We start from the raw sequence: 21484 nt of genomic DNA, 5'->3' as shown, positions 1-21484 counted from the left end.
CGCCTGGTGCGCTCGGCCCTCAGCCGGCCAGCGCGGCCTCCGCCTTCTTCGCCTTGTCCTCCAGGACCTCGCGCAGGCCGGTCACGCGGACGCCCGCGACGTCCAGCGCGGCGCGCAGCGCCGTGCCGTTCGCGAGGACGTTCGGGTGGTCGCCGTGCAGGAGCAGGACGTCGGCGTCGTGGCCGAGCGGGACCACGTTGCCGTCGACCGAGCGCACGGTGCCCTCCTGCACGACCTGCGCGGACCGCTCGCCGATCAGCTCGGGGTCGTGGATCAGGCCGCCCTCGTGGGAGCGCGGGACGGGCATGCCGTCGTCGCCGTAGCCGCGGTCGGCCAGGAAGACGTAGCCGACCTCCAGGCCGCGCTTGCGGGACTCCTCGGCGAGCAGGCCGCGCTGGCAGATGACGACGTAGTCCTTGTTGTACGCGGCGACGGCGTCCGTGATGGCCCGCGCGTGCTTGGCGTCGGTCTGGGCGATCGAGCCCATGCGCCCGTGCGGGGCGACGTGGCTGATGGTGCCGCCGTGCACCCGGGCGAAGGCGTCGAGGGCGCCGAGCTGGTAGAGGACGTCGGTGCGGATCTCCTCCTCGGTCGCCTCGATGAGCCGGCGGCCGAAGCCGACCAGGTCGGGGTATCCCGGGTGGGCGCCGAGTTCGATGCCGCGCTCGACGCAGTCGGCGACGGTCCGGTCCATGATGCGCGGGTCGCCGGCGTGGAAGCCGCAGGCGATGTTCGACGAGGTGACGAGGCCGAGCAGGGCTCCGTCGTCGCCGATCGTGTAGTTGCCGAAGCTCTCGCCGAGGTCGGCGACGACGGCTACCGAGTTGTTTCCGGATGACATGGTGTCTTCTCCCGAAGTGCGGTTCGGTTCAGTGGGCCTCTAGCGGCCGGCCCTTGGTCTCGCGCAGGAAGGCCACGGTGACCAGGGTGATCACGGCGGTGATGATCGAGGCGAAGGCGGGGATCAGGTTGGACCCCGTCGATTCGATGAGATCGGTCATCACGAGCGGGGCGCTGCCGCCGAAGATGACCGTCGAGATGCTGAACCCGATGCTGTACGCGGAGTAGCGCACGCTGGTCGGGAACATCTCGGCGAGCATGGTGTGCACCACCGCGGCGTGACCGGAGAACGCTATGGCGAGCACGACCGTGCCGAGGCACGCGAGGCCGAACCTGCCGGTGGTGATGAGCAGGAACATGGGGTAGGAGACCACGGCCATCGCGACCGCCGAGACGGCGAGTACGGGCTTGCGGCCGATGCGGTCCGACAACCTCGCCATGAGCGGAATGCAGATCACGATGGCGACCAGGCTGGACGCGGTGACCAGGAGCGCCCGGACCATCGAGAAGTTGTGGTCGCCGAGCGAGGTCTTCAGGTACGTCGGCATGTAGACGAACAGCAGGTAGTAACCGGGGCCGTTGAGGGCGGGCAGGAAGATGGTGAGCGCGATCGCCTTCAGGTGCCGCTTGGACGTCAGTGCCTCCCTGAGCGGGTTGCGGGCGACGGTCTTCTGCTCGCGCAGGGCCACGAAGTGCGGGGTTTCCTCAAGACGGCTGCGGATGTAGAAGCCGACGTAGCCGAGCGGTACGGCGACCAGGAACGGCACCCGCCAGGCCCAGGAGGTCATCGCGTCGTCGCCGAGCGCCGTGATGAGGACGGCGGAGAGGGTGCTGCCGAACAGGAGAGCCACGAACGAGCCGACGGCGATGAAGCTCATCATGAAGTTGCGGCGCTTGTCCGGCGCGTACTCGCCGACGAACGACATGGCGCCCGCCACCTCGCCCCCGGCCGAGAAGCCCTGGAGTATCCGGAGCAGGACCAGCAGGACGGGTGCGGCGATCCCGATGGTGGCGCGGGAGGGGATGAGGCCGAGCGCGGCCGTCGCGGCGGAGATGAGCACCAGGAGGGTGGCCAGCAGCCGCTTGCGGCCGAGCTTGTCCCCGAGATAGCCGCAGATCACGCTGCCGAAGGGGCGGGCGAGGAAGCTGATGAGGAAACCGAGGTTGGTGAGGAAGAGCCCTCCGCTGTCGGCGTTCCCCATGATGTTGACCGCGAGATAGGTGACGAGAAGGCCGTAGATGCCGTAGTCGTACCACTCGACGAACGAGCCCACCGTGCCGGCGACGGTGGCCTTCCGGACGACCTTGTCATCGGCGGAGACGACGCCGGCAGCAGCCGCGTCGGGGGTCTGGGGCGATGCTTCGTGACGGTCTGATGGGATGTCGAGCCGATCTGACGCTGCCATACGCGTTCGCTTTCGATGTCGCGGACTCCGGGGACGGTGTCCTGAGGATCGCGCCCTGAGCGTGGCCGCTTGCGACGATCGCTCCTGGGTCGAGGTGTACCCATACGTTGTGGGTCATGAGGGGAAGCCGGTGACGGCGCCTCAGGGGAGTTGCGTGGCTACGGTGCTGTTCAGATGTCGGCTCACACGAGTGAGGTCACTGGGGACGGTCACCGTGGAAGGCAGCGGAACAGCTCAGAGCCAAGTTGCGACTTGAATCGCGAATGAGAATAGATTCGCATTCCGGCGCCGGTCAAGGATGCGTGTTGCCCTCACGTTAACCTTCCGCTTCCGTCCTGCTTCCGCCTTGGACTTGATGCCTCTCGCGGCGGCGTGGCGATGGATTCCATGGTCGGCGGCTTTTCGGTGGGGCGAGATTCGGCCACATGGTGCAGTCGATCCTTCACGCCTCGACCCCGCCCGGTCGCATCTTGGGTGCCGACACCGGCGATACGTGGCGCGGCAGCTCCGTGCACAGCGCCTCTTGCACGGCACCTCGGATGGATGCACACTGACTCTCGCGAAACGCGAAATCTTTCGCACTTCCTGAATGGGACGTGATGAACCGTGATCCCCGCCGCCGCAACCGCGGCACCGCCTGATCCCTCGCCCCCGGCCGGCCCACAGAACCGGATGTGCCGGATGTGACGGTGCGGCACACCACCAGTGGCCGAGAGTGCGTCCGCCGCGAGAACGTGACCGCCGCAGAGATTTGTCCGAAGCCCCCACCGGGGTAGCCGGGGCCTCTGTGCACGCGGGCCGGTACCCGAGGTGAGGCGCCCTGTACCCGCCGCCCGCCGCCCGCCGCCCGCTGTCCCGGCGTACGTCCCCGGGCGACTCGGCGGCTCCCATCCCCTCCCCTCATCCGACGTCCCCCCACACACCCACCACCCGAAGGAACCCGCGATGACCCAGGACAACGTGCGCGTGAACACCGCGTGGGACCGCGTCGAGGAACAGGTGCTGGAGCAGTTCCGTGGCCATTCCGTGGCCAACCTCGGCGACGCCCTCGACCGGCTCAACGTCGTCGACGGAGGCATCGCCCCCGTCTGGAACGGCGCGAGGGCCGTCGGCACGGCCCTCCCGGTCCTCACCGTCGCGGGTGACAACAAGGCCGTGATCGCCGCGCTCGAACACATCCGCCCCGGCGACATCCTCGTCATCAACGCCTTCGGCTACGACGGCCGCGCGATCATCGGCGACAACCTCGCCCAGAGGTTCGCCGTGCACGGTGCCGCCGGCGCGGTGGTCGACGGCTATGTACGCGACGCCGCGATCATCGAACGGCTCGGCGTCCCGGTCTTCGCCCGCGGCCTGACGCCCGCCGGCCCCTTCAAGAACGGCCCGGGCACGATCGGCGAAGCCGTGGCCCTCGGCGGCGTCGTGGTGAACCCGGGCGACATCGTCGCCGCCGACGGCGACGGCGTCATCGTCATCCCGCCGCACCGCGCCAAGGAAGCGCTCACGGCCGTCGAGGAGATCGTCGCGCGCGAGGCGGCGCTCGACGCCGAGGTCGAGGCGCTGAGGAACATGGCTGCCCGGTGACCGTCGAGGACCGGGCGCCGAGCCGTCTGCGGGTGGCCGTCGCGGGGCGCGGTGCTGTCGACGCACTCCTGATGCCCGAAGGTCCGACAAGACCGTTCGACTTGTGGCGGGGTGGCGGGGAGAACCGGGCGACGCGGAGCGCATCTCATTCTCCGCGGATTCTCCCCAGCGCTCCAAGAGAGCCAGCCAAGGTCACCCGTCCGGACCCAAGGCGTCACGGCGGCATCTCTCCCGGCGGCGTCCCGAACCCCCGGCCCAGCCGCACCACACCCACCCGCGCCCCTCGGACTCAACCCACCGACCTGGCACCCACTCCGGCATCTCCCTGAAGTTCATCCCGTGGATCGTTCCGACCAGCGTCGGAGCGAACAAAATGGCCGCCCAAGAAGAGATCTTCTTGAAGTCGTCTACCTGGTGGCGCTGACCTGCGGCGATGTGGTCCAGCGCGGCCGAAACTCCGGTCTGGGACTGGCGGCTGAACCCGGCTGGCACTGCGGGACCTGACAAGCCTCGGTGGCGGACAGCTCCAACCAGTGACAGCGGCCTTGCCCATCGGCGGTTGCGCAACAGCGGCATGAGCTGCCTGGTCGGCCTGCTCGCGGAGGCTGAGGAGCGCAACTACCTGCCGCCCTACGCACCCGACCTCAACCTCGTCGAAGGCATCTGGTCTCTCCTACGACGCGGATGGCTCTCCAACGTCGCTTTCAGTACCCCCCGAACACCTCGACCAGCGCATCCGACGCGGCTTACGCCTCATCCACTACCGCAGTCACCTCATAGACGGCTGCCTCGCCGGGACCGGCCTGACCATCGGACCCGCCTGATCAGCGACACGACACCACGAGTTCAACCTCAAGTAGAGGAGTTCGAGCGGCCGATGGAGAAGCAGCCGCCCGAAGTCCGTGCGGCCCGAGGGGCCCCTCAGGCCGCCATCAGCGCCGCCAGGGCGCGGTCCATCGCGGCGTTGAACTCTTCCGGCGTCAGCGGCAGACGGGACTTGACGTCCCGACTCCACTGGTCGGCGAGGACCTCGGCGGAGCCCGCCTCGACACCGTCGAGCGCCGCGTCGGCCAGGTCCGACGGAGCGATCTTGGCCACGGGCCAGCCCGCGGCCATGTCGGTGTCGGCCATGCCGAGGTGTACCGCTGTGACGAGCGTGCCCTGCTCGGCGAGCTCCAGGCGGACGCCGTTGGTCATGGCCCAGGCGGCGGCCTTGGTCAGGTGGTAGGCACCCGCGCCCTTGCCCCCGAACCACGACATGGCGGAGAGGACGTTGACGATCGCGCCCCCGCCGTTCCTGGCGAGCGCCGGCGCGAACTCCCGGATCATTCCCAGGTGGCCGAACATGTTGGTCTCCAGCTCGTGCCGCACCGCGTCCAGCGAACCGGTCACCAGGTCGGTCCCCGTACTGATTCCCGCGTTGTTGATGAGTAGCGAGACGTCCGGGGCGGCCTCGGCGGCGGCCCTCACGGATGCGGGATCGGCGATGTCGAGGGGCAGCACCTCGACTCCGGGCAGGTCCACGGTCTCCGGTCGGCGGGCCGTAGCGTAGACCGTGCGGGCGCCCCGTTCGAGCAGGCGCTGGGCGAAGGCGCGGCCCAGGCCGCGGTTGGCTCCGGTGACAAGGGCGACGGCGTTGTTGATATCCATGGCCGGTACGCTAAAACCTGACGCTGGCGTCAGAGGCAAGCGCTGGCCGTCAGGGCCAGGGGTGAGAGGAATCACCATGACTGTCACAGAGGCCGCGGCCGAGCGGTTGATCCGCATCGGCGAGGTGGCACGGGGTGCAGGCGTCTCGGTGCGCGCCGTGCGCTACTACGAGCAGCAAGGGCTGCTCATCGCGGAGCGCAGCCCGTCCGGCCAGCGCCTGTACCGGCAGGACGCCATCCTCCGGGTCCGCTTCTTCCAGGAGATGTTCGCCGCCGGCCTCACCAGCCGAAGGATCACCGAACTCCTTCCGTGCTGGGACGCCGGGCACACCGACGCCGAGCAACGAGCCATGCTGCGAGCCGAGCGCGAGCGCATCCAGGCCAAGATCGACGACCTGCAGGCCACCCTGGACCACCTCGACGAGGTCATCGCGATCACGGACACGCACCCGTAGGCGCGGTCGGCCAGACGTCTCATCAGCGATCCCTTTTTTCGCCCGGACGTCGGCGGTGTCGAGGACGACGCGGGTGACGTCGATGAGGCCGGCATCGTCGAGCCGGTGGAGCACGGCTTCGTGCAGGCGGCCCCAGACGCCGGCTCTCGACCAGATCAGGAATCGGCGGTGAGCGGTCGCTTCGATATCCCGAAGCAGGGCGGCAGTTGGCGCCAGGCGCAGCCGCTGACCAGGACGTAGATGACGGCTGCGAACAGCGTCTCATCAGGTGTGTCCTGCGTTCCGCCGCCCGGCGGGCGCACCCTCGATGCTGGGATCAGTGGCTTCGCGATCTCCCACAGCCCGTCCGGAACAATCCAACTCCACGTACCCCGCCCCACACCGTGGCCAACGTCCGCCTCACCACGTAGGACACCGTCTTACGCGTCTAGGACCGCAGACGGGGTCCCGCCCCGGTTGCATCTATATGGCACAATGCGCGGCCATGATCCATCGAGAACGATTCCACAGTGCGGCCGTCGAGCAGGGCATCCCGGAGGATGAGATCACGACGTTCGCCGGATTCCTGCGGTTCGCGATCGGGACGAGCCCCGGCTACGACGGTGTGCCCGTTGGGCAGATGGGCGGACTCCCCCGGCTGCCCGAGGGGATGCCGTGGCCGGCCTGCGACTCGATGCCGCTGCCGTTCATCGCCTCCTTCGACTGTGCGGCTCTTCCCCGGGTCGACGACCTGCCGCTGCCGGCCGACGGCTCGTTACTCTTCTTCCTGCACCACGACCGGGCGTACGACGAGCGCGAGGAATTCGACAAAGACGATGAGATGGAGTACGCGCGGGTCGTGTACGTGCCGGCCGGCACCCCGATGGTGACCGCCCAGAAACCCGATCACCCCGATGAGGTCTTCTACAACACGACGCTGCCCTTCATCGGCGAGGAGTACCAACTCGCCGCCGCAGTGATGGCGGAGTTGCCGAGCTGGCTCGAGGACGACGAGATGGGTACGCCGAGCGCGTCCATGTCGGACGACGACCACTTGGGCCTCCGGTTGCCGCACAAAGCGCAACTTCGCGATCTCGCCGGGAAGCTGTGGCCGGAGAACTGGCCCTCTTTCCAACTCGGCGGATACACCAGGGGCATCGGCGCGCTGGCCACCGATCACATGTGGCACACCCCGGAGGTCGAGATGGCCGAGCGGAACCTCGATGCGCGGAGGCAGGCCGGGGAACTGGTCATCGGACGGGGTGAGAAGGACGGGCATCTGGAACGGGAAACTCTGCGGGTTATGCGGGAGTGGGTGACGCTGGCCCAGTTCGCGCCGGAGGAAGTTTATCGGGCGCGGTTCCTGATCCGCCGTGACGATCTCGCCGCCGGGCGGTTCGACCAGGCGCTGTCCCACACCGCGTTCACCGAATAGGTCACGCTGCCGGCGTACGTCTCGGACGTGCGCCAGCCAGCGCTCCCGCCACATCCGACGTCCGGTCCGAACGTCCGCGCCGCGAATAGAGGACTGGACATCTTGCGTTTCACGGCGCGGGGCTGGCTGCGCAGGCGTCTGGCGGGCAGGAGCCGTTCCAGGAGGTCCTGCTGGAGCAGTACCAGGGTTCTGACCAGGGGGTCAGGGGGAAGAGCTGCCCGGCGTGACGGTCACGCTGCGCCGGGCGGAACGCAGGGTCTCGGTGAAGGAGAGGCGGTCGGGATCCAGGCCACGGCAGGCAGCGGTTCGCACCATGAGCTCGCGCAACGCATGGTGGACCAGCCCCGGCCCGGTCTTTCAGCTGGTAGGCCAGGACCCGGACGGTGACCGGCTCATGCCGGGCGGGGCCGCTTCTCGCGCGGATTGCGGATTTCGGAGAGCCATGAGCCGTCACGCAGCTGCCTGGTGACTGGCAGGACGCGGTTGGCAGGCACCCTCCACAGCAGTTCGGTGCCGGTGCCGGCAAACGCCTGCCACAACGGCGCACCGCGGAATTCGAGGTCGGCCAGGACGAGCCGGCCCGGGCCGCAGGAGCGGGGCAGGCGGCCGACCAGGTGACTTCCCCGGTGCGGCAGCCGGCCAGTTCCGCGTCCAGCACCGCATGCGTGCCCACTTCCACCAGGGCGGCCATCCGCACCTGGGGATACGCGCTGCGGCCCGTCCCGCGGCCGTTGCCCGGACGGCCGAAGGCAGCCTCGTTGGCTTCACTGTCGGCGACGTCCCAGCAGGTCCCGTCCACGGCCAGCAGCCGCAGACCCCGCCAGAACGCACCCGGCGTCGTCTCGGTGGCCATCGGCCCGCAGTTGTGGTGAACAGCACCCGCAACGGCTCCGGCCCCAGCCGCTGCCCATGGCGTTCTGTTTCTTCTCGTCAGGCTGTTGCGCACATAGTCGTGGGTGCGAGCGCGATCATCGGGTCCGGGCCGCAGAGCTACATCGCCCTGCTGTCCCAGGCGCTATCCGGCACCCCGCTGCACGTCGCCCACCTCGTGGTCGTCGGAGCGGTGGGGCCGGACAGAAACACGGGCCGGACACCATCGCCGACCGATTCTGGCACCGGCACGACCAGGCCACCGAGCCATTCGTGGTGCTGGAGAGACCCGTAGGGTGGCGGGTGTTACGGCGGTGAACCGGCGTGGAGGTGTGGGGTGTCGGTGCTGAACGCTCTGGATGCGACGGAACTGGCACGATGCATACGCACCCGCGAGGTTTCCTGCCGTGAGGTGGTGCGGGCTCATCTCGAACGCATCGCGGCCGTGGATCCGCACATACGCGGCGTGATCACTCTCCTCGACGAGCAGGCTCTGGCCGCCGCGGACGAGGCGGATTCCGCCGTGGCGCGCGGGGACGACCTCGGTCCGCTGCACGGCGTCCCGTTTACGATCAAAGATGCGCTCGACACCGCGGGAGCGGTGACCACACGGGGATCGCGCCTCTTCGCGGACCACGTTCCGGAGGCCGACGCGACGGTCGTGGCGCGGATGCGCGCCGCGGGAGCGATTCCGCTCGCGAAGACGAGCCTGCCGGAGTTCTCGTATTGGACGGAGACGGACAACCTCCTGGTGGGCCGTACCAGAAATCCCTGGGACCTGCGGCGGACTCCGGGCGGGTCGAGCGGGGGTGAGGCGGCGGTGATCGCGGCTGGTATGTCACCGCTGGGCCTGGGCAGCGACGTGGCCATCTCGGTCCGCGGTCCCGCGCATTTCACGGGCATCGTCGCCCTGAAGGCCACACACGGCCGCATCCCGTACACGGGCCACTGGCCGCCCGTGCTGCGGCGCTACTGGCACGTCGGCCCCATGGCCCGCACCGTCCGGGACATCGCGGCCGCCTATCCGGTCCTCGCCGGCCCCGACGGCATCGACGGATATGCGACCGCTCCGCGTGACCTCCCGCGCGGCTCGGCCGACGCGACGCCGCAGCGGGTCGGCGTGCTGCTGTCGACGGCGTTCGGCCCCGTCGACACCGAGGTCGCGGCCACCGTCAGTGCCGCCGCCGCAGCCCTCACCGAAGCGGGCCTCATCGTCGAGACGGTGCGGATACCTGTCCTTGAGGAGTACAACGCCACTCACCTCAGCAACACCCTCTACACGGCCGAAGTGCTCCCGTTCCTGCGGGAGTTGACCGAAGGGCAGGCGGAGAGCCTGCACTGGGTCGCGCGCGCCACCCTGCGAGCGAACGAGCCGTCGGCGGACGACGTGATCAACGCCCAGCAGGTCGTCGAACGCATGCGAGACGAGTTCGCGGCCCACTTCGGCCACTACGACGCGCTGCTGTGCCCCGTGGTGACGATCCCGGCTCCGCTGCCGGCCCAGCCCAAGCACCTCGTCGACGGCGTCGAAGTCCCGGCGCGGGACGTCATGCGGGCCACCGTGCCGTTCAATCTCACCGGTCTGCCGGCGCTGTCACTCCCGTTCGGTACGACAGCGGACGGTATGCCGATCGGCGTGCAACTCGTGACCACCTGGTATGCCGAGGACGCGCTTCTCCGCCTGGCTTCGCTCTTGGAGTCGGTGAGTCCGGTCCGCGAGCGCCGCCCCCCGATGCCGACCGGCGCGAAGCCCGCCGAGTCCTGACGTTCTCGCAGACGTCCCCACAAGGCGGCGGGTAGGGGGAGTTGCACTCATTGCGCCGATGTCGGTAACGCGGGATCGGTCCGTTGCCGGGGCGTAGTCCGGCACCGGACCGATCGATTGGAGACCGCTACTGCGGGATGATGCGGAACTGCTGGTTCGCGCTGGTGCTGCCGCTCCACTGGGCAAGGTCGGAGCCGCTGGCAATGCGGTCCATGCCGTCGACGTACAGGCCCGTCGCGCGGTTCTCGAAGCGGACGTAGGCGCCCGCCGTCACCTCCATCCACTGCTGGGCGGACGAACCGTTGGCCGTCAGTCCCGCTCCGTCGACGTACAGCCCGCTCGCATTGTTCTTGAGCTTGATGTACGACGTGCCGCTGGTGCTGTCCCCGACCCTTGCGGGTCAGGGCAGGCTCCAAAGCCGGGAAGACTTCCAGGAGTTGTTCACGCAGCCGGTTGATAGCCCAGGCAGCCTGGGGCCAAGAGGTACAGCCTGCTATACCGCTTCTCTGGGTGTGGGCGGCAACGACCGCCCGGGGCTGTGGCTGATGTACTTTACCCAGCGCATCAGCCACCCTTGAAGGAATACCGTGGTGAACTCCGAAGTACCCGTCATCGTTACGCCCCTGATGGCTGCTCAGGCAGCGGACTTCTGGACGAAGCACACTTCCGGTCCGCGGGGTGGCATCCACCGCAGGCCCCCTCATCTGGTTCTTCTCGCTCGTCTACCTCCTGAGTTGAGAGGCGTGGGCACCGTACGTACTGTTCTGCAACGGACTTCGCCTTTCACACTTCACCTCTTGCCGCGATCGGTCGGATTCGGTCCTGTCAGCGCCTCCCTTCCACAGCGCGGATGCTGACGGAGTCGATCGCGCACCGGGACCAGCCCAACTCGCCCTGGCCGCCGAGCTCATCCAGAACCAGGCGGTGAAGTTTGGCCCAGACGCGTGCCTCAGACCATGAAACGCCTGAACGCGGTCACGCCGGACGGGAGCCGGGAGGGGGCTGATCCCAGGTACAGCCTGACGTCGCCACGAACACGATCGCGGCCAAGACCTCGCGGTCGCCATGGCTTCGACGCCGACCGCCACCCTGCGGTCGGGTTGGCGCCACCGGCACGACGCGCTGGAACAACTGCCACAACGTGTCGGGCCACGCTCACGCCGGACATGATTGCGTTACTGCGGACTACCCCCTTCACCGCCACCGATCGAAGAAGCCCTGGCGACTCGCGCGGATGATCAGGAGGCCGTCACCGTGCCTGGTCCAGCCGGTGAACTGACGGCTTCTGTCTTCACTCCGCGCGATTGGACATCGACCGTGGCGGCCGACAAGGCCGACGCCCACATCTGGCGCGAGTGGGACCCGCCCTCTGCGGCGGTGCAGGATGACTGTCTGGGGACCGAGCTGATCGTCCGGCATTGAAGGAGCGGCGGCCGACATCTCCTGCGCCGACAGAAGAAAGACAAAGCCAACTGACCATTCAGAAAGGGGTGTAAGTAATGAGCAGCGCTGGCCAGCAAGAAAGTGAACCGCCCGGTGCATGCGCGTTTGACTCCACCAACCCGAACGCAGCATCGCAGGGATTCGAAAATTTTCGGCGTGAATGGGAGTCCAAGTTCGGCAGCACCTTTCGGTTGCCGCACTTTAGCCAGGGCACGGTGAGTCACTTTCGGGTCGTGAGTCGGGGTGCCAAACTGGACGACGTTGTAATGGTCGACGTTCACGGCTTCACGCGAACCGAGGGTACTCCGCAGGGAATTGAGAATCAGGTTCGGATGTATGTTGTCCGGCGCGGGACATACGATTTACGCGGCTGTCGCGACCGAAAAGAGCATGCCGTATCGTCCGGACGGTTCCATCTTCAGCACTTTGGGTCACCGCCTCGATTTGAGACGGCGCCATCCACTACCGTGAAGATAATCCTTCTCCCTGCCTCCATGTTCAAACCGCTGCTGCAGAACAAGATCATCATCGGGTCTATGAGCACGGCCGAGATGCGCATACTACTAGCTCACTCGGAAATGATTCGCGCGAATATTGCCAATCTTGGTCCATTTGGTGTTCAAGCTGCTAAAAGTACGCTGACCGAGTTGACCAGGGCGGTAGTGCTGGGTCGGCTTGACGATACAGAGCCCCGGTTTGCTCCCGCGCTCGCCGAGGCTGCAAAAAATCTTGCAAACAGACTCCTTAACGATCCTGGACTCTCTGTGGCGATGTTGGCACGTGAACTCAATGTGTCTGTCAGGACCCTGCAACGGTCATTTGCGTCATCGGGAGATTCAATTAGCTCCTACATTCGCAACCGGCGGCTGGAAGGGGCTAGACTTGAACTCACTAAACCGCACGCTCAACTGAGTATTTCTGAAATCGCCGCACGCTGGCAATTCGCGGACAGTAGCCACTTCATCCGTGCTTTCAGGAAGCGCTACAGTCAAACCCCAACTGAATATGCAAGGTCTAATAATTCACCGATCGGTCAAGGAGGTGAAACTCGGCCAGAAGGGTGAGTCAAACGGCGACTGCTGTTCAAGGCTTGACGGTTACTGCGGCACGCAAAGCGTACTGCAAGTCATCTCGAAACCATCATTCAGGCTGCACGGTTGCGGAGAAGCGGATCGATCCCGCCGATGAGCTGGGCGGGACACCTGACCGTCCTGTTCCGTACGGGGGTTGGGGCGGCCTTCCGGACCAGTACGCGCGGCGCTGGGACGGCGAGTCGCCGATGCCGAAGCGCCCGGCCCGCGGGCTCAGCGATCTGCCGTCGATCTGCCGCTGTGGGGCGAGCGCCGTCGCGGCTGATCAGCCTGGGGCGGTCCGGTGTCGGGCTTGTCAGCGAGGCCGGCGACAAGACGGCCGGTGGTGTGTCCGTGGTTTGTGCGAGGCTTCCTGCCATGCCTGACGACCTTCCTCTGACAGTGATCGGGAATCTCGTGGACGATACGGAACTGCGGTTCACCGCTGCCGGGTGGCGGTGGCCCGGTTCACGGTGGCGTCGACTCCCCGGACGTTCGACCGGGATGCGAATACCTGGCGGGACGGGGAGCCGACGTTCATGGACTGCAGCTGCTGGCGGCAGCTTGCGGAGAACGTGGCCGGGTCTCTGTCGAAGAGGGCCCGGGTGGTGGTACCTGGCCACAGAGGAAAGCGGCCACTCCGTCTTAGCGCCGCCGGTGCACGACGGTCATACGCTCGTGCTCGTACCCCGGGCGGCGGCATGCGCTTGACCGACAGCCCGTGGGCCATCGCCGCCTTCGTCGTCGCTGTGGTCTTCACGGCTTACACCGTGCGGGGCCTCACAGGTTTCGGCTCGGGCCCCATCGTCGCGCCGCTCCTCGCACTGGTCCTGGACCTCAGAACGGTGATCGCCGTATCGGTCTTCCTGCAGTTCGTCGTCGGCTGCCACATGGTCTACCGGGCCCGCGCGGCGATGGACCGTCGGGTGATCCTGCGAGCCGCCCTGCCGGGCATGGCAGGCGGGTTAGCAGGCGCCGCCCTCCTGACGTACCTGCCGATCCGTGCCCTGCTCTGCCTCGTGGGCCTCTGCACCCTCTGGTATGCGCTGCGTACCCTGCGAGCGCGGCGCACCGCCGTCAGGACGCCCAGAATTCCGGGGAAGGCCGCCGCACACCGTGCCGGGGCGCTGAGCGGGGCGATGGAGGGGATGTTCGGGGCAGGCGGCCCGCCGTTCGTTGTCTTCCTCAGCGACTACCAGCTGGAAAAGTCCCGGATGAGGGGGACGATCCTCGGCTATTTCCTCCTCATCGACGGCTACCTGATGTACTGCTACACCCTCGTCCCGCGCCTGGGGTCCGGGGCAACGCTCATGGACGTGCGTACCCTCTCCGTGGCGGCCGTGCTGCTTCTGCCCGCGTTCGTCGGGGCGTTGTTCGGAGAGCAACTCCATCGTCGACTGTCATCGGCGAGCTTTCACGTGTGGGTGAGCATCGTGCTTGCCGTGTCCGGCATAGCCGCTCTGACCAAGGCGTTGTGATGCCTCGCAGCCGCCGACACATGTCCGTTCGCGCTGCCGGGAGCGATGGAAGGCGCGCCTCGGGACATGGCCGGTGCTCGCCGCACCCGCGAGCCCTCGCATCAACCCGCCGTCCTTCCCATGAGTCCTGCCCCGCAGAGCACCGACACCGCATGCAGGACCTCATGCCCGATGCGCGTGTCGTCGACGTGGACACGCTCGGCGCGGTACAGGCACCGGCCCGCCGTACGGGTGCGTTCGCCGTCTTCGCCGCTCGCTTCGGCCACGCCCGGCATCAGGCGGCCTGGCCGAGGCCGGCGGCGGTCAGGTCCTGTTCGCGCAGCGGGGTGAAGTCGACGTCGAGCTTCGGGGCGTAAGCGTCTGGCTGGATGCCGAGTTCGTGGGTGGAGTACTCGCCGAACCGGTTGATGCGCTCGGTCAGGTAGGGCGAGATGAGGCCAGGTCCTCGGGGTCGATCTCCCAGCCCTCTTCCAGCAGCTGGCGCACGATCTCGGCGATGTCCAGGGCGTTGTGGAAGATCACCGCGTTGGTGAGCAGGGTGTTGAACTTCATCGCCTTCTCCTGCTCGACCGGGTCGTTGTGATCAGCCCTCAACGCCCCACGCATACAAGGGACATGCCCTGATCGCAGCCTTCTGCAACACGCTTTGAGGGCTGTCCCGCAATCGGCCTTCGGCTTCGATCGACTGCAGGGCCGCGGGCTGTCGAGCGCGCCTCCATCGCGACGGCGGCAGTTCCGAGGGGTCCGGAACTTGTGTGAGCGAAGGCGTACTCGACGAGGGCGAGGCTGCCTGTGCGGAAGCTGTCGGGTGGTTGCGCAGCGCGGTGGGGCACCTGGTGTCTCAGGTGCCGTGGGTCCCCTCCGCGCCGTATCGGGCGAGCATGGTCAGCACCGCTTGGTCGACCGCGTTGGTGATGGCGGAGTCGTCGGGCTCCCAGCGTGCGAGCAGCATCCGCGGCCAGAACACGTAGTTGGAGATCATCCCGAGGAATTGGGTCGCCGCCATCTCCGCATCGTCAAGCTGGGCTGTACCGGCGGCGTTCTCCGCTTCCAGGTAGCGGCGGACCGATTCGAAGTAGGGCATCTTGCCGAGCTTGAACTGGGTCTCGCCGAGCTCGGGGAAGCGCGGTACCTCGGCGATGACGATGCGGAAGAGGGCGGCCATGCCGGGCTGGGTGAGAAGGGCCACGTATCGGCGTCCGATGGTCTCAAGCCCTGCGCGGAGGTTCCCTGGCTCGGGGAGGGGTGCCTCCCCGTCGTCGACCTTCCAGTATTCGGTGACGATCGCCTCGAACAGGGCCGCCTTGGTGGTGAACTGCTTGAACAGAGTCGCCCTCGAGACTCCGGCCGCCTCGGCGATGCGGGCCAGCGAGGTGCCGTCGTAGCCGGAGTCGAGGAACAGCTTCGTCGCTGCCTCGATGATGGACGTCCGCTTCTGCGCTGCCACGCGCCGGTGGTATTCCGAAGGCTGTGCCGTCATGTGCTCCAGTATGCCTCTCGCTACGAGGTGAGTCACTTGACTCACCTCTAGTCCGCTCCTACCTTGAGCGAGAAGGTGAGTCACTTGGCTCACCACTATGTGAGCCTGGAAGGAAGCATCATGGGACGCTTTGAGGGCCAGACCGTCATCGTCACGGGCGGCAGCGGGGGCATGGGCAGCAGTCATGTGCGGGGCTACCACGCCGAGGGGGCGAACGTCGTCATCGCCGGCCGCGCCGACGACGCCGGCCGCGATCTCGCCGCTCAGCTCGGTCATCGGGCTCTGTCCGTCCACCTGGATGTCGCCAGCGAGGACCACTGGGCGGCGGTGGTACGAGAAGTCGAAGGCCACTTCGGGCCGGTCACCATCCTGGTGAACAACGCGGGAGTCCAGAACCCGGCGGCCCCCATCGAGCACACCGAACTCCGCACCTGGGAGCACACCTTCAGCGTCAACGTCACCGGCCAGTTCCTCGGCATCAGGGCCGTGGCTCCGTCGATGCGCAGGGGCGGCGGCGGAACCATCGTCAACATCGCCTCGACCATGGCCCACGTCGGCACGGCCTTCTACGCCCCCTACACCGCCAGCAAGTGGGCCGTGCGCGGGCTGACCAAGACGGCCGCGCTGGAGCTGGGACGGGACAACATCCGGGTCAACTCCCTCCACCCCGGCGTCGTCTCCACACCGCTGATCAACGAACCCACCGTCGCAGGCCAGCCGGCCATCGCCGACTTCTACTCGCCCGACCCCTTCGCCATCCCCCGCCTCGCCGAACCCTCCGACATCACCCGCCTGCTGCTCTTCATCACCTCCCAGGACGCATCATTCGCCACGGGCTCGGAATTCGTCCTGGACGGGGGCCTGCTGCTCGGCCCCGCACTCCAACCCGAAGCCGACATCGCAGCTTGAGCCGGCATCGCAGTACGGAGCGGGCAGTCGCGGGCGCTCAACTTGCTCAAGGCGACGCGATCTTGCCCTGCGATGACGACGGGCTGTGGCGGTTGTGATCACGGCGTCCGAGCCGTCCTGGCAGGAACGGCGCGTTGAACGACATGCGCCGGTACGCCTCAGCGCTGCCATACTCGGCCGACGTCGAGGGCTTGACTTGGACGCGGTCGGTCGCCACGAAGCGACCGCCACGCTTGAGAGGGCGTTAAGTCCGTTTCTGCTAGGTGCCTCGTCCGGCGGTGCTGAGAGGAAGCCTTGGCGGCTGCGGCGTCCGAGACGGCTCCGGGTGACGTTCAAGGTCGGGTCGCCGGTGGGCATGCCGAGGAGTTCGTGCAGTGCGCGGACGCGGAATGCCGGGTCGGGGTGCTGGTTGAAGGTGTTCACGATGGCCTGGTAGGCGGTGGTCTGCTCGGGCGGATCCGGTGCGTCCGCCGCGCCGCGGCCGGGGAGTACGGCGTTGTCACCGGGGTCGCCCCGTCCGCGCGGGTCCTCGCCGCGCGCGGCACGGACCAACAGGGCAGTCCGAGCGCCGAGTTGATCGCGCAGGGTATCGAGGCCGTCGTCGGCGGGGGTGCGGACGTGGTGTATGTCGGTCAGGTCGTGGCCGGCGACAGCGGGGGGCGGATCGCGGGGCGCGGTCGCGCACGCGTTCGCGAAGGACGTGCTCGTCGTCGCTCCCGCGGCACCGGACACGGCTCCCGAGGGTGCGGACGGCACGTCTGACACCCGGGCCCGTGCGTACTTCCCTGCCCGCGTCCCGGAGGTGTTGTCGGTGGTCGACTACGGGCCGGACGGTGGCCGGCCGGAGGGTGCGCCCTCCGCGTTGGACCCCGACCTTGCCGCGCCTGGTGACGCCGAGCCCGAGGCGGCCCCGGTGCACGTTGCGCCGTCGGCCTCGCCTGGGATCCGGTTCCGTACGCTGCTGATCGCCGGCGGGGGCCTGGCCGTGGTCCTGCTGGTTGCCGCGGCGATGGCTGTCGTCCCCCGGGGCAATGCCCGCAAGTGGCGTGCTGCGGGGTAGCCGTGGGGCGGTGCCCGGGGGCGCCGCGGCACTCCGCCGCCCGGGCGCTCGGACACCGGTTCTCCGTATCCGGGTCCGTGCCGACGCGCGGGCACGCGGAACCGGGGGCTCGACGGTACGGCGGATGGGAGCGGTATGGCTGCGGCTCCGGCGGAAGCCGCCGGGGCCGCAGGAGGTGAATGCCTTCAGGGCCACGTCTTCACGGGCTAGCTGGTGACGGTGTCACTTGCGGGTGAAGATCCACGCGTGGTTGTTGCGGTTCTCCGGTGCACAGGGCCAGATGATCAGGTGCCTGTTGTCGTCGTTCTTCGCGAAGGTGTCCAGGCACTGGCTGTCGCTGGCGAAGTTGCGGATCCAGAACTTGCCGTCCGTCCGCTCGTCCAGCCACCACAGCTGGTTGTCCGCGGTCGTGCCGTTGCACGGGAACTCCTGCACCTCCGTGCCGCTCGAACTGCCTCCGTATCCGCCGAGATCCAGGCACTTGGAGTCCATGACGTTGCGGATCTGGAAGAGGGGCGCGCCGCCGGGACCGGCGCTGTCGTACTTCTTCTCCAGGTTCCACAACTGGTTGTCGTCGGTGTTGCTGTTGCACGTCGCCTGGGTGATCGGGCCGTCATTGGGGCCGCTGGTGAAGCCGGGGATGTCGGCGCAGGTGCCGTTCTTGCTGTTCTTGATCAGGACCCGGGTCAGGACCGTCGGCAGCGTGTTGGAACCGCTGGTCGCGCGCTTGCGCTCCCCGGTCTTCGGATTCGTCGCCTTCGAGGAACCGGCCCCCGCCGAGGACCCCTTCGCCTGCTTCCGGGCGGGGGAGTTCGCGGCCCCCTTCGTGCCCTGGCCTTTCTCCTCCTCCTTGCCCTTGTCCTTGCTCTTTTCCTTGTCCGCCTTCTCCTTCGGCTTCTTCGCGGACGGCGACTCGCCGACGAACGATCCCCACTTCGAACCGTCATCGTCCAGGATGGTGTCACTGGAGCTGGAAGAGGTCGCGCTCTTGTCGTCCTCGTCGTCGCTCATGGCCATGACCAGCAGCGGTACGGCGATGAGGATGGCCCCTGCCATGGCGGCGCCCGCGAGGATGGGCTTCGTGGGGCGGCCGGGGGAGCCGTCGCCCGAGTCGGGGGAGTCGCCACCGGAACCCGCCGCGGCGGTGGCCGCCGTGCCGGTGCCGTCCGCGTGCCCCTCCGCGGACGCGGTCGTCGTCGCGCCCCAGCCACGGCGGGAGACCCAGCCGCGGATACCGACCGTGGCCCGGCCGTCGCCTGTCGGCTGTCCGCCGGCCGTCGCCTCGGCCTCGCGCTCACCTCGGGTGGCCGATGTTTCCGATGGCTTCGGCGTGGTCGCACGTTCGCTGGTGCCGGCGGCCTCCCGCTGGGAGGCGGGAGCCGAGGTCGAACCGCCGTGCGCGGCCGTCCGGATGACGGTGGTCTCGGCATTCGGTCCTGTTTCCGGGCCGCCGGCCGACGCGTCCCGGCCGGAAGCGCCGGGCGTCCGCGACGGCGCGTGCCCGGAAGCGCCGGGCGTCCGCCGCAACGGTGCGCGCCCGGAAGCGGCGGCAGGGGCGGCGGGAGGGCTCTCGCCGATGAGGTGCGCGGCGACGGTTGCGGCGTCGGGGAAACCGGCGGCCCCTTCGCCGGTGGCCTTGTGCTGATCGGACATGTACTTCTCCTCTGGCGGTCCGGTGGCTGTGGGGTGGTGACACGAGCTGAGGGGGCAGGTCAGAGCCCTGGTTCCGTCACCCGGCCGCGGGCCTGGCCGGATTCCGCGGACGGGGCCATCGGGCCCGCCGCGCGGAGATGGCGGGACAGCCGCGCGGGGGTGGCGCTGGTCCTGTGGGTCAGCTCACGGGCGAGCGCGGCGTGCAGCAGGTGCCGGGAGGTGGGGGTGAGGGTGGACAGCACCACCTCCCGGGGCAGTTCGGGGAAGCGGTAGTGCCCCGGGGAGCGCTCGTCGGGAGTCGGGTCCCAGACCAGCAGACGGGCGGCGACGGCGGCGTCGACGAGCGGCAGCAGCCGGTCCCGCGTCATGCCCTGGACGTCGGCGAGCAGGCCGACGTCCAGCCGTGCGCCGTCGGCGGCGGCATAGGTGAGCATCGTCCGTGCCGCTACGGGCAGTTCGGCCAGTCGCGCCTGGATGACGCTGCGTACCGAGGCCGGTAGGCGGGCCGTGCGTCCGATGCGCCGGTCGGGCGGGAGTTTCAGCAGCTCGCTGAGAGTGAAGGGATTGCCCTCGCTGCGCTGGTGCAACGCCGAGACCGTTTCGGGCGGCGCGTGCTCACCGCGGGCGGTGAGCAGTTCGGCCACATCGGTGGCCGACAGCGGTTCCAGATGCAGCCAGGCGGCGCCATGACGGGCCAGCTCCGCGAGCAGCCCCCTGACCGCGGGGTCGTCGGCGTCTCTCAGGGCGCAGACGACGGCGACACGAGCGTCCCGCAGCATGGTGGCGAGCTGGAGCAGCAGGGCGTGGAAGTCCGGTGGGGCCCAGTCGATGTCGTCGATCACACACAGGGTGGGTTCCCTGCCCAGCTCTCGCAGCAGCGCGGCGAGCCGCCCCTCACTGGTGGATTCCTGAACGGGTGCGCCCACCTCCTCTTGGCGTAAGCCGTTCAGGAGTTGGGTGGTGGGGCACACCAGTGAGATCTCCTGGCTCTCGCTCAGGGCCTGGCCGCTACTGGCCCGGGTGATGGTGAACCCGGCGGCCTGGGCCCGGGCGGAGATCTCGTCCAGCAGCCGGGTCTTTCCCGACCCCGGCTCACCGGAGAGCACGGCCCACTGGGTGCGCCCCGCGGCGGCCTCTTCCAGGATGGCGGCCAGTTGGGCGGTCTCCTCCTCCCGGCCCACCAGCGGTTCGCCGGTGGTGCGGGGGGTGGTGGCCGGGGTGGTGCAGGCCAGAGCGGTGGTGGAGCGGGAGGGCCGGGGGTCGCCGAGGACGGCGGTGTCGTGGCGCAGGATGGCGGTGTGCAGATCGGCCAGCCCGGGGCTGGGGTCCAGGCCGAGATCGCCGGCCAGCATGATGCGGAACCGCTCGTACTGCTGGAGCGCCTCGACCGAGCGGCCCGCCTCGTACAGCGAGCGCATCAGCAGCGCCCAGGACGCCTCGCGGAGCGGGGCGGTGATGGTGAGCCCCTCGGCGATGCCGACGGCCTGCTCCAGATCGCCCAGTTCGATGAGGATGGTGGCCTGCAGTTCCTTGGCATCCTGGTGGGCGGCGGTGAGCCGGGCCGCCTCACGTGCTGTGAAGGCGTACTCGGCGGCTTCACCGAAGGCCTTGCCACGCCAGAGTCCGAGCGCTGTCTCCGCCTCTTCGCGCGCCAACGCCGGCTGACCCTGACTCAGGGCGATACGGGCCATGGCGGTGGATTCCTCGAAGAGGACGGTGTCGCGTGCTGCGCGTGGCACCTTCAGGCTGTACCCGGACGGGCCGTGGGCCAGCACGGCGGACGGCCCCCGTCGTGCCGGGTCGAGCACCGAGCGCAGTCGGCTGATGTGAGCGCGGACGGAGGACACCGCAGCCGGCTGGTCGTCCCGCCCGAGGTCCCGGCAGAGTTCGTCCAGGGAGACGGGGCGGCCGTCCTCGATGAGGAGGCGGGTGAGGAGCACCCGGCGCTGGCGTGGCCCCAAGTCCAGCGCGGTGTCACCGCGCAGCACGTGGACCGGGCCGAGCACGCCGTACCGCAGGGTCTCATCGGTGTGTGTGTTCACCATGTTCGGCACCTTCTGACGGCATCGCGCGGGGGCGGGATGGGAGACCGGGCACCCCTGCGATGGTGGCCGTCACGTGTGCTCGCCACCAATGGTGGGCGCGCACTCTCTTTCTCGGGGCTTGGCCGCGCCGAGGAGATGCGTACGTTGTCGATCATGCTGTCCATGGGGGGCCGGTCTGGTGAACATACGGAGGCGGTGGCCGGCCAAAGGGCTGCAGTGCCCTGTCATGGCGCCGGTGGTCCGGTGACGGTACCGGCGCGCGCGATGACGACCACGCGGCCGAAGCGCTCCTGGGTTCCTCGCCTTTCATATGCTTCCGGCAGGGAACAGCCGGGGAGCGTTTCTGCGTCGAAGCCTAGGAAG

At 68.4% G+C, this 21484-nt stretch carries 17 protein-coding genes and 6 pseudogenes; 12 read left to right on the top strand and 11 right to left on the bottom strand.

Going from position 1 to position 21484, the window contains the following annotated elements; all coding sequences use genetic code 11:
* Positions 1–19: 19 nt before the first annotated feature.
* A complete protein-coding gene (locus AB0959_RS08810; RefSeq protein WP_366825607.1) occupies positions 20–841 on the bottom strand; it encodes a 5-oxoprolinase subunit PxpA in 822 nt (273 codons plus the stop codon).
* A 28-nt stretch (positions 842–869) separates the two neighbouring features.
* Positions 870–2246 (bottom strand): MFS transporter, encoded by a 1377-nt coding sequence (locus tag AB0959_RS08805; RefSeq protein WP_366825606.1) that lies wholly within the window; start codon positions 2244–2246, stop codon positions 870–872.
* Positions 2247–3191: 945 nt separating this feature from the next.
* Between AB0959_RS08805 and AB0959_RS08800 the strand changes: the two genes are divergently transcribed.
* The gene (locus tag AB0959_RS08800; RefSeq protein WP_366825605.1) at positions 3192–3830 is read left to right on the top strand and encodes an RraA family protein; all 639 of its coding nucleotides are present in this window, start codon (positions 3192–3194) and stop codon (positions 3828–3830) included.
* A 300-nt stretch (positions 3831–4130) separates the two neighbouring features.
* Here the strand turns inward: AB0959_RS08800 and AB0959_RS08795 are convergent.
* Positions 4131–4244, bottom strand: a pseudogene (locus AB0959_RS08795) (CorA family divalent cation transporter); the annotation flags it as partial.
* Positions 4245–4449: 205 nt separating this feature from the next.
* Between AB0959_RS08795 and AB0959_RS08790 the strand changes: the two are divergent.
* Positions 4450–4654 (top strand): annotated as a pseudogene (locus tag AB0959_RS08790) (transposase); the annotation flags it as partial.
* A gap of 97 nt (positions 4655–4751) precedes the next feature.
* Here the strand turns inward: AB0959_RS08790 and AB0959_RS08785 are convergent.
* Complete coding sequence (locus AB0959_RS08785) at positions 4752–5480, bottom strand: SDR family oxidoreductase (protein ID WP_366825604.1); 729 nt, start codon at positions 5478–5480, stop codon at positions 4752–4754.
* A 76-nt stretch (positions 5481–5556) separates the two neighbouring features.
* On the opposite strand from AB0959_RS08785, the gene AB0959_RS08780 reads away from it, so the two are divergent.
* Positions 5557–5934: a MerR family transcriptional regulator gene (locus tag AB0959_RS08780; RefSeq protein ID WP_366825603.1), complete on the top strand. Its 378-nt coding sequence runs from the start codon at positions 5557–5559 to the stop codon at positions 5932–5934.
* A gap of 30 nt (positions 5935–5964) precedes the next feature.
* On the opposite strand, the pseudogene AB0959_RS08775 reads toward AB0959_RS08780, so the two are convergent.
* Positions 5965–6314: pseudogene (locus tag AB0959_RS08775) on the bottom strand (transposase); the annotation flags it as partial.
* 104 nt (positions 6315–6418) lie between these two features.
* Here AB0959_RS08775 and AB0959_RS08770 point away from each other — a divergent pair.
* From AB0959_RS08770 to AB0959_RS08760, 3 genes are all read left to right on the top strand, one after another.
* On the top strand, positions 6419–7348 hold the full coding sequence (locus AB0959_RS08770; RefSeq protein ID WP_366825602.1) for a DUF1963 domain-containing protein: 930 nt from the start codon (positions 6419–6421) through the stop codon (positions 7346–7348).
* A 665-nt stretch (positions 7349–8013) separates the two neighbouring features.
* A complete protein-coding gene (locus tag AB0959_RS08765; RefSeq protein WP_366825601.1) occupies positions 8014–8220 on the top strand; it encodes a hypothetical protein in 207 nt (68 codons plus the stop codon).
* 335 nt (positions 8221–8555) lie between these two features.
* Positions 8556–9983, top strand: a complete 1428-nt coding sequence (locus AB0959_RS08760) for an amidase (protein WP_366825600.1) — start codon at positions 8556–8558, stop codon at positions 9981–9983.
* Between the two features lie 127 nt (positions 9984–10110).
* On the opposite strand, the pseudogene AB0959_RS08755 reads toward AB0959_RS08760, so the two are convergent.
* Positions 10111–10350: pseudogene (locus AB0959_RS08755) on the bottom strand (RICIN domain-containing protein); the annotation flags it as partial.
* 429 nt (positions 10351–10779) lie between these two features.
* A pseudogene (locus AB0959_RS08750) lies at positions 10780–11123 on the bottom strand (transposase); the annotation flags it as partial.
* 797 nt (positions 11124–11920) lie between these two features.
* Here AB0959_RS08750 and AB0959_RS08745 point away from each other — a divergent pair.
* From AB0959_RS08745 to AB0959_RS08730, 4 genes and pseudogenes are all read left to right on the top strand, one after another.
* Entirely contained in the window at positions 11921–12490 is a 570-nt protein-coding gene (locus AB0959_RS08745) for a helix-turn-helix domain-containing protein (protein WP_366825599.1), read from the top strand.
* Positions 12491–12874: 384 nt separating this feature from the next.
* Positions 12875–13116, top strand: a pseudogene (locus AB0959_RS08740) (single-stranded DNA-binding protein); the annotation flags it as partial.
* 81 nt (positions 13117–13197) lie between these two features.
* A complete protein-coding gene (locus AB0959_RS08735; protein ID WP_366825721.1) occupies positions 13198–13974 on the top strand; it encodes a sulfite exporter TauE/SafE family protein in 777 nt (258 codons plus the stop codon).
* A 164-nt stretch (positions 13975–14138) separates the two neighbouring features.
* A complete protein-coding gene (locus AB0959_RS08730) occupies positions 14139–14330 on the top strand; it encodes a hypothetical protein (protein ID WP_366825598.1) in 192 nt (63 codons plus the stop codon).
* A 61-nt stretch (positions 14331–14391) separates the two neighbouring features.
* Here AB0959_RS08730 and AB0959_RS08725 read toward each other — a convergent pair whose 3' ends face one another.
* Both AB0959_RS08725 and AB0959_RS08720 read right to left on the bottom strand, forming a co-directional pair.
* The gene (locus AB0959_RS08725; protein WP_366825597.1) at positions 14392–14568 is read right to left on the bottom strand and encodes a Tn3 family transposase; all 177 of its coding nucleotides are present in this window, start codon (positions 14566–14568) and stop codon (positions 14392–14394) included.
* Between the two features lie 247 nt (positions 14569–14815).
* Positions 14816–15454 (bottom strand): TetR/AcrR family transcriptional regulator, encoded by a 639-nt coding sequence (locus AB0959_RS08720; protein ID WP_366825596.1) that lies wholly within the window; start codon positions 15452–15454, stop codon positions 14816–14818.
* A gap of 120 nt (positions 15455–15574) precedes the next feature.
* Between AB0959_RS08720 and AB0959_RS08715 the strand changes: the two genes are divergently transcribed.
* Both AB0959_RS08715 and AB0959_RS08710 read left to right on the top strand, forming a co-directional pair.
* The gene (locus AB0959_RS08715) at positions 15575–16363 is read left to right on the top strand and encodes an SDR family NAD(P)-dependent oxidoreductase (RefSeq protein WP_366825595.1); all 789 of its coding nucleotides are present in this window, start codon (positions 15575–15577) and stop codon (positions 16361–16363) included.
* Between the two features lie 625 nt (positions 16364–16988).
* Positions 16989–17423 (top strand): hypothetical protein, encoded by a 435-nt coding sequence (locus AB0959_RS08710; protein ID WP_366825594.1) that lies wholly within the window; start codon positions 16989–16991, stop codon positions 17421–17423.
* A gap of 222 nt (positions 17424–17645) precedes the next feature.
* Here the strand turns inward: AB0959_RS08710 and AB0959_RS08705 are convergent, their stop codons facing one another.
* Positions 17646–19076 (bottom strand): RICIN domain-containing protein, encoded by a 1431-nt coding sequence (locus AB0959_RS08705; protein ID WP_366825593.1) that lies wholly within the window; start codon positions 19074–19076, stop codon positions 17646–17648.
* A 59-nt stretch (positions 19077–19135) separates the two neighbouring features.
* Entirely contained in the window at positions 19136–21121 is a 1986-nt protein-coding gene (locus AB0959_RS08700; protein ID WP_366825592.1) for a BREX system ATP-binding domain-containing protein, read from the bottom strand.
* Between the last annotated feature and the right edge of the window lie 363 nt (positions 21122–21484).

It is taken from the genome of Streptomyces sp. NPDC046862, from assembly GCF_040704615.1.
Lineage (GTDB): Bacteria > Actinomycetota > Actinomycetes > Streptomycetales > Streptomycetaceae > Streptomyces.
Note: the sequence above shows the minus strand (reverse complement) of the source record. Positions and strands in the feature narration are given on the sequence as shown.